A 14,863-nucleotide genomic window follows, 5' to 3' on the forward strand; every position below is an offset into this window, starting at 1 on the left:
AATTCTTGGTACGACTGAAACGGTAGTACAGTTCAGCAATATTTCAGAATGAGGAAATCCCATGGCACAAAAAAACGAAGAGGACGATAAAGTCCGTCTCGATAAATGGTTGTGGGCCGCGCGTTTTTACAAAACCCGTGCCTTGGCCAAGGCTGCCATTGAAAGCGGCAAGGTGCATTGCCGGGGCGAGCGTTGCAAGCCAGGCAAGGAACCGAGAGTCGGCGATGAGTTTGTGATTCGAGCCGGTTTCGACGAGCGCACGGTGGTGGTTCAGGCGCTGTCGATCGTTCGTCGGGGCGCGCCGGAGGCCCAGACGCTGTATGCCGAAACCGAAGCCAGCATCGCCAAGCGCGAAAACGCCGCCGCCCAGCGTAAGGCTGGCGCGCTGGGTGTGAGCACCGATGGCAAACCGAGCAAGAAACAGCGACGGGATTTGTTCAAGTTTCGTGGCAGTAGCAGCGGCGACTAGCCTGAAATCCGGCCCTTTGACCGCGGCGGACTTGCAATTGGCGGGATGAGTAACCATATCGGGTCATTCCCTGACGGTACTACGAGCTGATAAATAGCCACTCGTCGAAAATCACTACCGCATCCGACCCCATGGGCCATAAAGAGGGCCTATGGCGTCAGAGGCGTTGAAACTTCATTTTGATCAATTCAGATACCCAGACTTATGACCGACCTACCGGATAACGACTTCACCCAACGCTTCATCTTCGATGACAGCGACACCCGTGGCGAGCTGGTCTCGTTGGAGCTCAGCTACGCCGAAGTCCTGGCCAAACACGCCTATCCGGAACCGGTCGCACAATTGCTCGGCGAACTGATGGCGGCTGCATCGCTGCTGGTCGGCGCGCTGAAGTTCGATGGCTTGCTGATTCTCCAGGCCCGTTCCGATGGCCCGATCCCGCTGCTGATGATCGAGTGCTCCAGCGAGCGCGATATCCGCGGCCTGGCCCGTTACGAGGCCGATCAGATTGCCCCCGATGCGACACTCGCCGATTTGATGCCAAACGGCGTGTTGGCGCTGACAGTCGACCCGACCCAGGGTCAGCGTTACCAGGGCATCGTCGACCTCGACGGCGAGACCCTGTCCGAGTGCTTCACCAACTATTTCGTCATGTCCCAACAGGTCGGCACCCGTTTCTGGCTGTACGCCGATGGCCGCCGCGCCCGTGGCCTGCTGTTGCAACAACTGCCTGCCGATCGCTTGAAAGACGAAGAAGAACGCGCCGCCAACTGGCAGCACCTCACTGCGCTGGCCACCACCCTGACCGCCGATGAATTGCTGAGCCTGGACAACGAAACCGTGCTCCATCGTCTTTACCACGAAGAGCAAGTGCGCCTCTTCGACGTGCAGAAACTGCGCTTCCGTTGCAGCTGCTCGCGCGAACGTTCGGCCAATGCCCTGGTCAGTCTGGGGATGGACGATGCGCAAAATCTGGTGGTTGAACACGGTGGCAACATCGAAATCGACTGCCAATTCTGCAACCAGCGCTACCTGTTCGATGCCGCTGACGTCACTCAATTGTTCGCGGGCGCAGGGGTCGAGACGCCGTCAGATACCCGTCACTAAAACGGTTCAGCGCAGGTAAATTCACTGGTAAGTGCCGGAATAACGCCGTTACGACAGGAGGGGCCTACTCTTTTTGGGCTTTTCTGGCATAATCCGGCCCACTTTTTTCGCGGTAGTAGTGCACGACTTTCTACTACAAAAACGTTTGGAGCACTCGGCCACTGGCCGACGGGGAACCTCATGACGCAAGCCAATAACGCCGTGTACACCGATCTGAGTGTTGATGATCTGGTTAAAGAAGCCCTGAATCGCGGTGAAGGCGAGCTTGCCGATACCGGCGCGCTGGTTGTTCGCACCGGTCACCGTACCGGCCGCTCGCCAGTCGACCGTTTCATTGTTGAAGAGCCAACCACTCAGGCTGCCATCGCCTGGGGCCCGATCAACCGCAAGTTCCCGGCCGACAAGTTCGATGCCCTGTGGGACCGCGTTGAGGCGTTCAACAATGCACAAGAGCATTTCGTTTCCCACGTTCATGTAGGTGCGGCTGCCGATCACTACCTGGCCGTGAAAATGACCACCCAGACTGCCTGGCAGAATCTGTTCGGTCGTTGCCTGTTCATCAACCCGGCCCAGTACAACCCGGCTGGTCGTGAAGAGTGGCAGGTTCTGAACGTTGCCAACTTCGAATGCGATCCAGAGCGTGACGGCACCAACTCCGATGGTTGCGTGATCCTCAACTTCGCACAGAAAAAAGTGTTGATCGCTGGCATGCGCTACGCCGGTGAAATGAAGAAAGCGATGTTCTCGGTGCAGAACTTCCTGCTGCCGGCCGCCGACGTGCTGCCAATGCACTGTGCTGCCAACATCGGCGAAGAAGGTGACGTGACCCTGTTCTTCGGTTTGTCCGGCACCGGTAAAACCACTCTGTCCGCCGACGAAAGCCGTTACCTGATCGGTGACGACGAACACGGTTGGGGCGAGGGCGTAGTGTTCAACATCGAAGGCGGTTGCTATGCCAAGTGCATCGACCTGTCCGAGAAGAACGAGCCGGTCATCTGGAAAGCCATCAAGCACGGCGCAGTCCTGGAAAACGTCGTTATCGATGACGCCAAGCACGCCGACTATGCCGACGTCAGCCTGACCCAGAACAGCCGCGCGGCCTATCCGCTGGAGCACGTTGCCAAGCGTTCCGAGAAGAACCTCGGTGGCGAGCCAAACGCTGTAATCTTCCTGACCTGCGACCTGACCGGCGTGCTGCCGCCAGTGTCGATCCTCAGCGAAGAACAAGCGGCCTACCACTTCCTGTCCGGCTACACCGCTCTGGTGGGCTCGACTGAAATGGGTTCGGGCAGCGGCATCAAGTCGACCTTCTCCACCTGCTTCGGCGCACCGTTCTTCCCGCGTCCGGCTGGCGAATACGCAGAACTGCTGATCAAGCGCATCCGCGGCTTCGGCTCCAAGGTTTACCTGGTCAACACCGGCTGGACCGGCGGTGGCTACGGCGTCGGCAAACGCTTCAACATCCCGACCACTCGTGCGGTGATCGCAGCGATCCAGAGCGGCGCGTTGATCGGTGCTGAAACCGAACACCTCGACACCATCAACCTCGACGTGCCATTGGCCGTGCCGGGCGTTGAGACTGGCCTGTTGAACCCACGTAACACCTGGGCTGAAAAGGCTGCTTACGATGAAGCTGCCAAAGCACTGGCGGGTCTGTTTGTTGAGAACTTCAAGAAGTTCGAAGTGAGCGATGCGATCAAGGCTGCCGGGCCGAAGTTGTAAGACTGGTTCTGGCGAATGAAAAAGCCGCCCTTCGGGGCGGCTTTTTTGTGGGCGCTATTCAGCTCGTCAGATTCACGAAACTGCCAATATTCCAGCTGAAACTGCGTAAAACGACCAGGATAATGGCACTTATGCGTTCGATTTGGAGCCTTCCAATTCGAGCGTATCCCACCGTTGAGCTTTGATTGCTTTGTACAGCATGCCAATGGTCAGTGGGACTTTGTCACCGCGACCTTTGGCTCGGCGCTTGAGGAACACATCAAACCCTTCCGGCTGAAAGTAGCGATAGGCGTCGTAATCTATCAAGTCGATCCCAAACTGCTCTTCCAGCGCTTCCATCAAGTGCCGCGCATCGGTGCCGTCACAACTCAGGTCGAAGTTGATCGAGGTGGTGAGGCTGATGGATTTGCGTTCAGGCAGGCCGAGTTCCTCGTGCAACAACTGCATGAGCAGGTGCATGGTGTGGTCGTCGGGGAAGTTGGGGGCGAGGTTCATGATGGCCTCCAGTTGGAGAAAAGTGGCGTTGATACGCTCAGTGCCTTCTTTCAAATAACGAGCGGTTGGGTCGGCGTCGGAGAGCTTTTGTAGCATTCGAAACCTGGTGGTGGGCCTAATCACGGCCATTGTTGTCTAGCATGCAGTACCCGTATTGCTTCTATCGTTTGTGGCAAGACCGCATAGACCATAACGTAATTTGGTGTGGCGACTATTTCATGAGTGCCATGGATTCTGCCCTTTTTATATAGCTTTGGTTGCTGGCGTGCTTGCTCTGCTTTGAATTCGAAGACTTCGTCTAAAGCAATTGCCGCGTAAGGGTTGTCCTGGCAAATGTAATTCATGATGTTGTCCCGGTCAGTCAGCGCCGAGGGGCGCCAAACAACCCGCATTAGCGCGTCCGTCGACGTATGGCATCACGTTTTGCAGCAAAGATTCGGCGTGCCTCTTCGTCACTCACGCTTGGTCGGGGATCATCAATGCTGGCCTGAACCTGCTTCCTGAACCACTCCTCATAAGCAGCGGCTTCATGAGCTTGCTTCATTGCGTCGGAACGGTCCGGGCGCGAATAGGTTTTTACTTGTAGGGGGTCATAGCCCGAAGCATCGACATCGAAATGATTGATGCCTATTCCTTGCAAATAAATCACTAGCGTTTCAAGTTTTTTAAATAGGCGAATTTGTTGGCTGCGTTGCGCTGCCAGGGAATGTGCTTGTGATCCATGTTCAATCTGTACCGTCCACCCACCCTGTTTGGCTGAGATGTGAGCGGCGTTAACGGCGCCGTTTTCAACCAGTTTGACAAGCGTGCTGTGATCAATCGTTTCGGTTGTCATAAAAAGGAGCCCGTGGCTGATCAGTGGCTCACATGCTACGCAATCAATAATAGTTTGCAATCTTTTGCCTCCATTAGGGATGTAGGAATTAGTATCCTTTTTCGTGGGCAGCCAGCTCACAGTGAAGTTGGCTTCCCGGTGAAAAGGGTGTCTTAGGTTGGTGCTTTCCAGCCCATCATGCGTTGTTGGGCGACTTGCATCAGGTCGCAACCGTCCTGAGTCAGCAGGTAGAGCGCGTGAGTGATGTGCGGGATGTCTTCGACGTCGCCGTGTTTGAAGCAGATGCAGTGCAGGGTTTTGAGGAGATCACTGGAGGCTCGGATGCGCTGCATGGCAGCTTCGAGGATGTCCTGGGGGTTGGCCTGTGTGTCGATGATCAGGGGCGGGGAGTCGGTGAGATTGGTTTGCAGCGGGCGGTAGCGATCAAAAAGAGGATTTAACGTTGTCACTGATGAACACCTGTATTTAATTGGAAATGTGAACTCTCTTTGTCGGGTGACCAAGCCCGAGCCGCTGATTTGGCAGCGACGGTCACGACTATAGGTGTGAGCCGCCAGGCAGCGAAAGGCGACAAGGGATCTGTCGTTGTAGGACCGGGATGAAGCTTTGATAGGGCGCTGCCTACAGACTTATCCCCAGCCGAAATATCTATCGTTTAGAGCCATCAGGCCTTCCGCGTTATCGTCCATTGCGGGCAAGCCCGGCTCCTACAGGGATTTTCATCCGGGCATCAACCAGCGCTAATTCTCGGTAGGCGCTGGTGGGCGATGTCCAACAGTTCGTTGCCGTCCTGAGTCAGCAGGTACAACGCGTTGACGATGTTGGGGATGTCGGCTGTATCGGCGTGTTTGAAGCACAGGCAATAGAGGGTTTCGAGCAGGCCGGTGGCGGCGCGGATGCGTTGTCGGGCGGCGTCGAGAATTTCGTGAGGATCTGCGTCGGTGTCGATGACCAGCACCGGTGTTTCGCTGTAGCTGGATTTGAGTGGGCGATAGCGGTCTTGCATGAGGTCCGTCCTGTTTTCAGCGGCGCGGCAAACTATAGGGGCGCGCATCAAGGGGTCGCAATACCGCGCAAATGGACAGGTTTTGTAGGGGGTTTACCGTCGATGTCGTCTTTTGCCTACGCGCGCGCCAGAATCCGTAGGACGATTCGAAAACGCCTGCGTTTCGCTTAAAGCGAGTCAGGCATGCGATGCCTTAGCCCCTTCGCCTGCTGGTGACCCTTTGAAGCTGTATCATCCCGTATCGTTTTGGCCCCCGACCTTTTCTCGACTCGCTGCGTTTGCCGGCTAGGCTTTGGGCTTCGCAGCGGTCAACGGAGTGACAGCTTATGCACAACACCCTGGAACAGGTTTTCGGTTATCCACAGTTTCGTCCTGGCCAGGAGGCGGCAGTCAGCGCGGTCTTGGCCGGGCGCTCGGCGGCGGCGATTTTCCCGACAGGTTCGGGCAAATCCCTTTGCTACCAATTACCCGCCGTGCTGCTGCCACACCTGACGCTGGTGGTCTCGCCATTGCTGGCGCTGATGCAGGATCAACTGGCGTTCCTGCAACGCCACGGTATTGCGGCGGGCAGCATCGATTCGGCGCAGAGCCGTGATGACGCCAGTGATGTGATGGCGCGGGCCAAGTCTGGCGAGCTGAAGATCTTGATGATTTCAGTGGAGCGGCTGAAGAACGAGCGCTTCCGTAACTTTTTGCAGCAAGTGCCTATCTCGCTACTGGTGGTGGACGAGGCGCATTGTATTTCCGAGTGGGGCCACAACTTCCGCCCCGACTACCTCAAGCTCCCGGACTACCAGCGCCAGTTCAATATTCCACAGGCGCTGCTGCTGACCGCGACCGCGACGCCCAAGGTCATCGCCGACATGGAGGCCAAGTTTGCCATCGCACCGGAAGACGTAGTGACCACGGGTTTCTATCGACCCAACCTCAACTTATTGGTAGAGCCCGTGCGTGGTCAGGACAAACGCCGACGGCTGGTCGAATGGATGAACGAGCGCCCCAATCAGCCAAGCATCGTCTACGTCACCCTGCAAAAAACCGCTGAGCATATTGCTGAACATTTGAGCCGCAACGGCATTCAGGCCGAGGCGTATCACGCCGGTTTGCCCCACGAACAACGCGAAGCCATTCAAAAGCGCTTCATGGGCGGGCAGTCCAATTGCATCGTCGCCACCATCGCGTTTGGCATGGGCATCGACAAGAGTGACATCCGCAATGTGGTGCATTTCGACCTGCCCAAATCCATCGAAAACTACAGCCAGGAAATCGGCCGTGCCGGACGTGACGGGCAGCCGTCCGATTGTCTGGTGCTAGCCAACCGCGACAGCCTCAACGTGCTGGAAAACTTCGTCTACGGCGATACGCCGGAACTGGACGGCATTCGCTGCGTACTCGACGAGTTGCAAGCGTCCGCCCCCGAAGGTCAATGGGAGTTTTTAATCGGCCCGCTGGCGGACCAGAGCAACATCCGGCAATTACCGCTCAAGACCTTGCTGGTGCAACTGGAACTGCGCGGATTGATTGCCCCGCGTTACGCCTATTACGCCGAATACCGCTTCAAATACTTGCAGGAACCCGAGGCCCTGTTAGCCCGTTTTGAGGGTGAGCGAAGGGACTTTGTCGCGGCAATCATCCAGACCTCCAGTCGCGCACGGACTTGGGCGACGGTGAATTTCGATGCGCTGTACGAGCAGCACCAGGCCGAGCGCAATCGGGTGGTCAAGGCACTGGATTACTTCCAGGAAAAGGGTTGGGTCGAACTCGAAAGCAAGCAGATGACCGAGGTCTACAGCCTGCTGCAATCGGAAGTTGATTCTCAGGCCTTGAGTGTCGAGTTACATGCCTACTTCACTCAACACGAGCGAACCGAGATCGCTCGGATTCACGCCATGCTTGATCTGTTTGCCACTGACCAGTGCCTGGGTTATCGCCTGGCCGAGTATTTCGGTGATGAAAACGCGCCTCGGCAGTGCGGGCATTGTTCGGTCTGTCACGGGCACGTAGCCCGGCTGCCAGCACCGCCGGAGTTGCCGGCACTTGTGGATAAAAGTTTCGAAGCACTGTGCGGTGATTTTATCCACAGGCACGAGCAGCACACCGGCAATGCACCGTCGGCCGAGCGCGTCACGCGGTTTCTGTGCGGCATCAGCGTACCGCTGTTTACCAAGCTCAAGGTGCGGGCAATTGCGGGGTTCGCGGCGCTGGAGAATTATCCCTATGCCGACGTGCGGGAGTGGGCCGAGGCGCATCTCCCGGGGTAGATCCATCCGCTGAATGTTGCTCATCACAGGAATAAATTTCAAAAATGCAGGGCGTCTGACTATGGTGAGGGCTGTCTTTGGATCGCCAACAAGAGAGCAAATCATGAGCCAGACGCCATTCAATATTCAGCGTGCCGCCGTCATCGGTGCAGGCACCATGGGCCGTGGCATTGTCATGTGTCTGGCCAATGCCGGGGTGCCGGTGCAGTGGGTGGATAACAATCCGCAGATGCTTGAACAGGCGCTGGCCACCGTCGCGGACACCTACGCCCATAACGTGCGTCAGGGCCGCATCGATCAGGCGGAGGCGGATGCGCGCCTCGCACGGGTAACGGCGGCTGCCGATTACGCATCGATCCGCGATGTTGATCTGGTGATTGAAGCGGTCTACGAAAACCTGGAACTGAAGCAGAAAATTTTCCGGGAACTGGATGGCCTGCTCAAACCCGAAGCGATCCTGGCCAGCAACACCTCGGCCCTGGACATCGACGCCATTGCCGCCGCCACTCGCCGTCCGCAACAGGTCCTGGGGCTGCACTTCTTCAGCCCGGCGCACATCATGAAACTGCTGGAAATCGTCCGTGGCGCCCAGACTGCGCCGGCGGTACTCGATGCCGCGCTGGCGCTGGGCAAGCGCATGGGCAAGGTCAGCGTGGTGGCAGGCAATTGTGACGGATTCATTGGCAACCGCATGCTCAATACCTACGTGCTCGAAGCGCGCAAGATGCTGCTGGAGGGGGCCTATCCCTACCAGGTGGATGCGGCGCTGCAAGGTTTCGGTTTTGCCATGGGACCGTTCCGCATGTACGACGTGGTCGGGGTCGACCTGGGGTGGCGTGCGCGGGAATTGGCCGGCACCGGGCAGGATGCGCCAGAGGTTCAAGTGGATAACCGGCTGTGTGAACTCGGGCGTTTCGGTCAGAAAAGTGGCAACGGCTATTACCACTACGAACCGGGCAGTCGCCAGGCTGAGCACGATGTCGAGGTTGATGCGCTGGTCTTGAAGGTCAGCGAAGGCTTGGGCTTCCAGCGCCGCGAAATCAGCCCTGAAGAGGTTCTGGAGCGTTGCTTGCTGGCACTGGTCAACGAAGGCGCGAAGATCCTTGAGGAAGGCATTGCCGGGTCGGCACACGACATCGATCTGGTGTACCTCAACGGCTATGGTTTCCCGGCGGACAAGGGCGGGCCGATGGCCTGGGCGGATCAGCAAGGATTGGCGGACATCCACCAACGCTTGATGGCATTGGAAACCCGGCAAGGCGATCACTGGCAGCCAGCACGGCTGATTGGCGAGTTGGCGGCGGTGGGTAAAGGATTCGCGGATCGGTAGACTTCAATACCGGTGATCGTTCCCATGCTTTGCATGGGAACGCCTCCTTGGACGCTCTGCGTCCACTGTGACGCCAAGCGTCACGGGCTGGATTCCCACGCAGAGCGTGGGAACGATCTTTCAAGACGAGAGCCTCCCATGAGCCAACGCACCGACTACCCACACTTCCAGCCCATCACCACCCGCTGGCACGACAATGACGCCTACGGTCATGTCAACAACGTCACCTACTACAGCTTCTTCGACACGGCGGTGAACACTTACCTGATCGAAGTCGGCGGCCTGGATATCCATGACGGCGAGGTGGTGGGTTTTGTCGTAAGTTCGGCTTGCGACTACTTTGCTTCCATCGCGTTTCCGGACCGGATCGAGATCGGCCTGCGAGTCGGCAAGTTGGGCAACAGTTCGGTGCAATATGAATTGGCCGTGTTCAAGCAAGGGGAAGAGGAAGCCTGCGCGGCCGGGCGCTTCGTGCATGTGTTTGTAGATCGCCTGTCGAATCAGCCTGTGTCGATTCCGGCCGGATTGCGTGGGGCGCTGGAGCGTTTGGTGGTTTAGACCGGGCAAAAAAAATCGCAGCCCGAGGGCTGCGATTTTTTGACGTACCGGCTAGCGAGGCGACTGAAGTCTCAATCGCGGTCGCGGTAGTACTTGTGGTGCTTGCGATGACCGTAGTGGTGGCCACGATCGTGGTGACCGTCACGGTAGTAGCCACGATCACCACGATAAGAGCGATTATCGTTGTCGCCCTCATCATCGTATTTGTTGCCCATGTAGTTACCCAGCGCGCCACCAGCGCCGCCGCCTGCTGCGGAGCCGATCAGGCTGCCGGTGGTGCCGCCCATGCTGCGGCCGACCACGTTACCGCCTGCTGCGCCCAGTGCGCCGCCGATAGCGGCTTCGCCACGGCTGTGTTTGTTTGCGCCAACTGCGCTACCACCCGCGCCGCCCAGGGCCGCGCCGATGGTGGAACCTGTATTGCCGCCTAACGACTGACCGACGACCGAGCCAAGAACCCCGCCCAATGCGCCGCCCACACCTGCTTCGGTGGTGCCGCCAGCAGAAGCAATGCCACTGACCAAGCCAAGGGACAACAAGAGAATCGAGGAGAACTTCATGGGGGAACCTCAAGGGGATGACGGCGCGATCCTGAGGCTGTGTCAGAGGTGTGACAATCGAAATCCGACGAGTAACACGACTTCAGCACATTTTGATAAGTTACTGTTTTATAGACGGAACTTAACGGTTTTTCGCCGGTCTTTAGTTACTTCGGACAGGCCGTTTCTATACAGAAACGGCCTTTTTTGTGGGCGATTGGAAAGTTGTTCGTCGCGAAGAGTGATCGTTCCCACGCTCTGCGTGGGAACGCCTCAATGGACGCTTTGCGGCCGCTTTGGGACGCGGAGCGTCCCGGGCTGCATCCCCACGCAGAGCGTGGGAACGATCAGGGGTGGGACGTCAGGCCGACCTGGCCATGATCAATCCGGTTTCACTCGCTGCTTCCAAACGGATCGCCACAAACTTCGACGTCGGCGTATGGCTGCCATCCCCGGTGCTTTCCAGTGGCACCAGCGGATTCACTTCCGGGTAGTAAGCCGCCGCTTGCCCCGCCGGGATATCAAACGCCAGCAGGGTGAAGCCCTTGACGCGGCGCTCACGTCCGTCATCCCAGATCGAAACGATATCGGCCTTCTGCCCCGGTTTGAAACCCAGGCGAATGATGTCGGCTTCGTTCACAAACAGCACATCGCGCTGACCTTTCACTCCACGGTAACGGTCGTTGAGACCATAAATCGTGGTGTTGTACTGATCATGTGAACGCATCGATTGCATGATCAAGTCAGGCAACACGCCCGTCGCACGCGTACGTTCGTGCACCAGGTCTTTGGGCAGCGTATTGGGACGGAAATTGGCCCGGCCCGACGGGGTATTCCACTTGCGCGCGCCGGCGCTGTTGCCAAGGTAGAAACCACCCGGGTTCTTGACCTTCTCATTGAAATCGCGAAAGCCCGGAATGGTGTCGGCGATCAGGTCGCGAATGCGCCCGTAATCAGCCACCAGCCAGTTCCAGTCCACCGGTTTGCTGCCCAGGGTCGCGGCGGCGATACCGGCGATAATCGACGGCTCCGAACGCATCTGATCGGACAGTCGCTGCAACTGGCCGTTGGAGGCGTGGACCATGCTGAACGAGTCTTCCACGGTCACCGCTTGCGGGCCTTCAGTCTGGATGTCGATGTCGGTACGGCCCAGGCACGGCAGGATCAGCGCGTCTTTGCCGTGGGCCAAATGGCTGCGGTTGAGCTTGGTGCTGATTTGCACGGTCAGGTCGCAATTGCTCAGGGCCTTGAAGGTGCGTGGGCTGTCCGGGGTGGCTTGGGCGAAGTTGCCGCCCAGGCCGATGAATACTTTGGAGCGGCTTTCAGCCATGGCGTGAATCGCTTCGACCACGTTGTGGCCGTTGTCGCGTGGCACTTTGAACTGGAAGCGGCGTTCCAGCGAGTCAAGGAACGCCACTGGCGGACGTTCGTTGATGCCCATGGTCCGGTCGCCCTGCACGTTACTGTGGCCGCGCACCGGGCACAGGCCGGCGCCCGGTCGGCCGATGTTGCCGCGCAGCAGCATCAGGTTGGCGATTTCCTGGATGGTCGCCACCGAATGGCGGTGCTGGGTGATGCCCATCGCCCAGCACATGATCACGTTCTTGCCTTTGGCGTACATGCGCGCCGCTTGTTCGATCTCCACCAGGGTCAAGCCGGACTGCTCGACGATCTGCTCCCATGACGTATCGTCGACGATGCCCAGGTACTCCAGCACGTTGGCGCTGTGTTCATTGAGGAAGTCATGGTCGAATACGGCCGGCTCACCGGCCTTCTGTGCGTCGCGCTCCCATTGCAGCAGGAACTTCGCCATGCCGCGCATCAGCGCCATGTCGCCGCCAAGCGCCGGGCGCAAGTAGGCGGTGTTGGTGGGCTTGTCGCCGTTGGTGAGCATTTCGATGGGGTGCTGTGGATGCTGGAAGCGTTCCAGGCCACGCTCTTTGAGCGGGTTGATGCACACCACTTGAGCGCCGCGTTTCACCGCTTCACGCAGTGGCTCGAGCATCCGTGGATGGTTGGTGCCGGGGTTCTGGCCCCAGACGAAAATCGCGTCGGCGTGCTCGAAGTCGTCGAAGGTCACGGTGCCTTTGCCGACGCCGACACTTTGCGCCAACGCCACGCCGCTGGCCTCGTGGCACATGTTCGAGCAGTCCGGAAAGTTGTTGGTTCCGTAAGCGCGCACGAACAGCTGATACAAGTAAGCCGCTTCGTTGCTGGCCCGCCCCGAGGTGTAAAACTCGGCCTGATCCGGGCTCGACAGGCCCTTCAAATGTTTGGCGATCAGCGCAAAGGCGCCCTCCCAGCTGATCGGTTTGTAGCGATCGGTCTCGGCGTCATAAACCATAGGCTCAGTCAGACGACCCTGATATTCGAGCCAATAGTCGCTCTGCTCCAGCAAGGACGTAACGCTGTGCTTGGCGAAGAACGCGCCGTCCACCCGGCGTTTGGTCGCTTCCCAGTTCACCGCTTTGGCGCCGTTCTCGCAGAACATCACCATGCCCTTTTCCGGAGAATCGCCCCAAGCGCAACCCGGGCAGTCGAAGCCACCGTTCTGGTTGGTCTTGAGCATGATGCGCAGGTTTTTCAACGCGTTGTCGCTGGTCAACCAGGCCTGGGCCACGCTGATCAGTGCACCCCAGCCGCCGGCCGGTCCTTTGTAGGGCTTGTAGCGAGGGACGGGTGTCTGATCGGCTTGACGGTGTTGACTCACGCTTGGTTCTCCATCGCAGGGCTGTAAACCCGCGGCGCACTTTTTTGCGGCAGGTGGATGAGATTGAGGTGGTGACGACGGGCCCATTGCACGGCGAGGCCCGTGGGCGACGACAGGCTGACGAGGGTCTGGATACCGGCGCGCAATACTTTCTGGATCAGTTCGAGGCTGCACCGGCTGGTGACGATCGCCAGGCCGCCGGTGGTCGGGATCTTCTGGCGGATCAACCCGCCAATCAGTTTGTCGAGGGCATTGTGCCGACCGATGTCTTCACGGCCCATCAGCAATTCGCCCTGACCGTTCATGAACACCGCCGCGTGCACTGCGCCACAATGCTGGCCCAACGGCTGGAAGGCGCCGATGCGTTGGCGCAGGCCATCGAGCCATTCAGCAGGCGGCAGCGGTGCGCCGGGTAACACCTTGAGATCCGGCAACGCCTGTTCCACGGCTTCCACGCCGCAGAGCCCGCAACCGCTGGTGCCGGCCAATTGCCGACGCTGTTGCTTGAGGTTCCAGAAGGCGCGGTTGGCAATGGTCACTTGCGCGTACTGCGCCGAGCCCGAGCCGCTGAGTTGCAGGTCGTAAATGTCGTTGGCGTCTTCGATGATGCCGCTGCCGAGGCTGAAGCCGACAATAAAGTCTTCAAGGTCCGTCGGTGTCACCAGCATTACGGCTTGGCTGATGCCGTTGTAGGCGATCGCCAACGCGACTTCTTCAGCCAGCGCGGTGCTGGCCGATTCGGTGTATTGAAGGTCGCAAAAACTGTACTTCTGGCTAGCGTCTGGCGCGGGCGTGTCGAGGGCAGGCGCCGCGCAAGTAGGGCGCTTGGCGTTCATGAGGTATCACCGACGTTTTAGTCAGCTTTAAGCCTAGGCGTGTCAACTTGTCGCGTCTAATCGCTATTACTGATCTGCCGATAGATGCCGTCGATCAAGAAGCTATTGGTGATTTCTGATAGAGCGCGAAACAGGCTTCCGCCAACGCCGAACGCGGCGCACTTCGACGCATGATCAGCCCCAGCCGGGCGAGGGTCTGCGCGTTTTCGATCGGTTGCAGGCGAAGGTGATCGGTGAGGTTCTCCAGCCCGCCGTCCAGCGGCATCACCGCGCAGCACATGCCACCGTGTACCGCTTGCAGCAATTGATGGACTGCATCGGTTTGCAGCAACGGCTGGGGCGTCAGGCCACGGCTGTGGAAGTTGTGGTCGATGGATTGGCGAAAGTGCATGCCGCTGGTGAGCATGCCCAGCGGCAGTTCGATCAACGATTCCCAGCTCAACGGCGCCTCGCCGAAATTGAAGAAGCGCTGGTCGTAGAGCAGACCCATGCGGGTTTCGCTGAAGGCCAGCGAATCGAAGCGCTCGTTGTCCAGACGCTCCAGATAGGACACGCCGAGGTCGAGGCGGTTGTTCGCCAGCTGTTCGAGGATTTGCTCGGAACTCAACGCCGAGAGTTCGAAGCGCAGGTTCGGGTGTTCGGTGTGCAAGCGTTGCATCAAGGGCAACGGATCGAAACTCGACAACGGCACCACGCCCAACCGCAATGTGCCGACCAGGTTGCCACGGCAGGCCGCGGCTTCAGCCTGCAAGCCGTCGTAAGCCGCCAGCACTGTGCGCGCCCAGGCCAGCACGCGCTCGCCGGGGGCGGTAAACCCTTCGAAACGCTGACCGCGATTGACCAGCGGCAATTCAAGCTCTTCTTCGAGGCTGCGCAGGCGCATGGACAAGGTTGGCTGGGTGATGTGACAACGCGCGGCGGCCTGGCCGAAGTGCCGGGTTTCGTCGAGGGCGATGAGGAATTTCAGCTGCTTGATGTCCATCTTCGCTCCAGGG

Annotated in this window: 15 protein-coding genes; 6 read left to right on the forward strand and 9 right to left on the reverse strand. The window is 58.7% G+C overall.

Features of this window, described 5'->3' with window-relative positions:
• Window positions 1–61: 61 nt before the first annotated feature.
• From C7534_RS06340 to C7534_RS06350, 3 genes are all read left to right on the forward strand, one after another.
• Window positions 62–469 (forward strand): RNA-binding S4 domain-containing protein, encoded by a 408-nt coding sequence (locus C7534_RS06340; RefSeq protein WP_046031306.1) that lies wholly within the window; start codon window positions 62–64, stop codon window positions 467–469.
• 204 nt (window positions 470–673) lie between these two features.
• A complete protein-coding gene (hslO, locus tag C7534_RS06345) occupies window positions 674–1,576 on the forward strand; it encodes an Hsp33 family molecular chaperone HslO (protein WP_046031305.1) in 903 nt (300 codons plus the stop codon).
• A gap of 180 nt (window positions 1,577–1,756) precedes the next feature.
• A complete protein-coding gene (locus tag C7534_RS06350; protein ID WP_046031304.1) occupies window positions 1,757–3,298 on the forward strand; it encodes a phosphoenolpyruvate carboxykinase in 1,542 nt (513 codons plus the stop codon).
• Between the two features lie 129 nt (window positions 3,299–3,427).
• On the opposite strand, the gene C7534_RS06355 is transcribed toward C7534_RS06350, so the two are convergent.
• The 5 genes from C7534_RS06355 to C7534_RS06375 all read right to left on the reverse strand — a co-directional run bounded on the left by C7534_RS06355 (window position 3,428) and on the right by C7534_RS06375 (window position 5,634).
• Window positions 3,428–3,793, reverse strand: a complete 366-nt coding sequence (locus C7534_RS06355; RefSeq protein WP_109785523.1) for a DUF1493 family protein — start codon at window positions 3,791–3,793, stop codon at window positions 3,428–3,430.
• Between the two features lie 119 nt (window positions 3,794–3,912).
• On the reverse strand, window positions 3,913–4,185 hold the full coding sequence (locus tag C7534_RS06360; RefSeq protein ID WP_109785300.1) for a type II toxin-antitoxin system RelE/ParE family toxin: 273 nt from the start codon (window positions 4,183–4,185) through the stop codon (window positions 3,913–3,915).
• A complete protein-coding gene (locus C7534_RS06365) occupies window positions 4,185–4,688 on the reverse strand; it encodes an antitoxin PaaA2 family protein (RefSeq protein ID WP_335739948.1) in 504 nt (167 codons plus the stop codon). Before C7534_RS06365 ends, C7534_RS06360 begins: the two co-directional genes overlap by 1 nt.
• 92 nt (window positions 4,689–4,780) lie before the next feature.
• Complete coding sequence (locus C7534_RS06370) at window positions 4,781–5,077, reverse strand: hypothetical protein (protein ID WP_109785301.1); 297 nt, start codon at window positions 5,075–5,077, stop codon at window positions 4,781–4,783.
• A gap of 281 nt (window positions 5,078–5,358) precedes the next feature.
• Window positions 5,359–5,634, reverse strand: a complete 276-nt coding sequence (locus C7534_RS06375) for a hypothetical protein (protein ID WP_109785302.1) — start codon at window positions 5,632–5,634, stop codon at window positions 5,359–5,361.
• A 326-nt stretch (window positions 5,635–5,960) separates the two neighbouring features.
• On the opposite strand from C7534_RS06375, the gene C7534_RS06380 reads away from it, so the two are divergent.
• The 3 genes from C7534_RS06380 (at window position 5,961) to C7534_RS06390 (ending at window position 9,783) form a co-directional block, all read left to right on the forward strand.
• Window positions 5,961–7,895 (forward strand): RecQ family ATP-dependent DNA helicase, encoded by a 1,935-nt coding sequence (locus C7534_RS06380; RefSeq protein WP_109785303.1) that lies wholly within the window; start codon window positions 5,961–5,963, stop codon window positions 7,893–7,895.
• Window positions 7,896–7,998: 103 nt separating this feature from the next.
• On the forward strand, window positions 7,999–9,225 hold the full coding sequence (locus C7534_RS06385; protein ID WP_109785304.1) for a 3-hydroxyacyl-CoA dehydrogenase: 1,227 nt from the start codon (window positions 7,999–8,001) through the stop codon (window positions 9,223–9,225).
• A gap of 138 nt (window positions 9,226–9,363) precedes the next feature.
• On the forward strand, window positions 9,364–9,783 hold the full coding sequence (locus tag C7534_RS06390; protein ID WP_077432254.1) for an acyl-CoA thioesterase: 420 nt from the start codon (window positions 9,364–9,366) through the stop codon (window positions 9,781–9,783).
• A gap of 71 nt (window positions 9,784–9,854) precedes the next feature.
• Here C7534_RS06390 and C7534_RS06395 read toward each other — a convergent pair whose 3' ends face one another.
• From C7534_RS06395 to C7534_RS06410, 4 genes are all read right to left on the reverse strand, one after another.
• Entirely contained in the window at window positions 9,855–10,343 is a 489-nt protein-coding gene (locus C7534_RS06395; RefSeq protein ID WP_046031293.1) for a glycine zipper domain-containing protein, read from the reverse strand.
• 340 nt (window positions 10,344–10,683) lie between these two features.
• Window positions 10,684–13,032, reverse strand: a complete 2,349-nt coding sequence (locus C7534_RS06400) for an FdhF/YdeP family oxidoreductase (protein WP_109785305.1) — start codon at window positions 13,030–13,032, stop codon at window positions 10,684–10,686.
• Window positions 13,029–13,868, reverse strand: a complete 840-nt coding sequence (fdhD, locus tag C7534_RS06405) for a formate dehydrogenase accessory sulfurtransferase FdhD (protein ID WP_046031291.1) — start codon at window positions 13,866–13,868, stop codon at window positions 13,029–13,031. Before fdhD ends, C7534_RS06400 begins: the two co-directional genes overlap by 4 nt.
• 94 nt (window positions 13,869–13,962) lie before the next feature.
• Window positions 13,963–14,850: a LysR family transcriptional regulator gene (locus tag C7534_RS06410; protein ID WP_046031290.1), complete on the reverse strand. Its 888-nt coding sequence runs from the start codon at window positions 14,848–14,850 to the stop codon at window positions 13,963–13,965.
• Window positions 14,851–14,863 lie beyond the last annotated feature (13 nt).

Source organism: Pseudomonas sp. OV226, assembly GCF_003148705.1.
Classification (GTDB): domain Bacteria; phylum Pseudomonadota; class Gammaproteobacteria; order Pseudomonadales; family Pseudomonadaceae; genus Aquipseudomonas.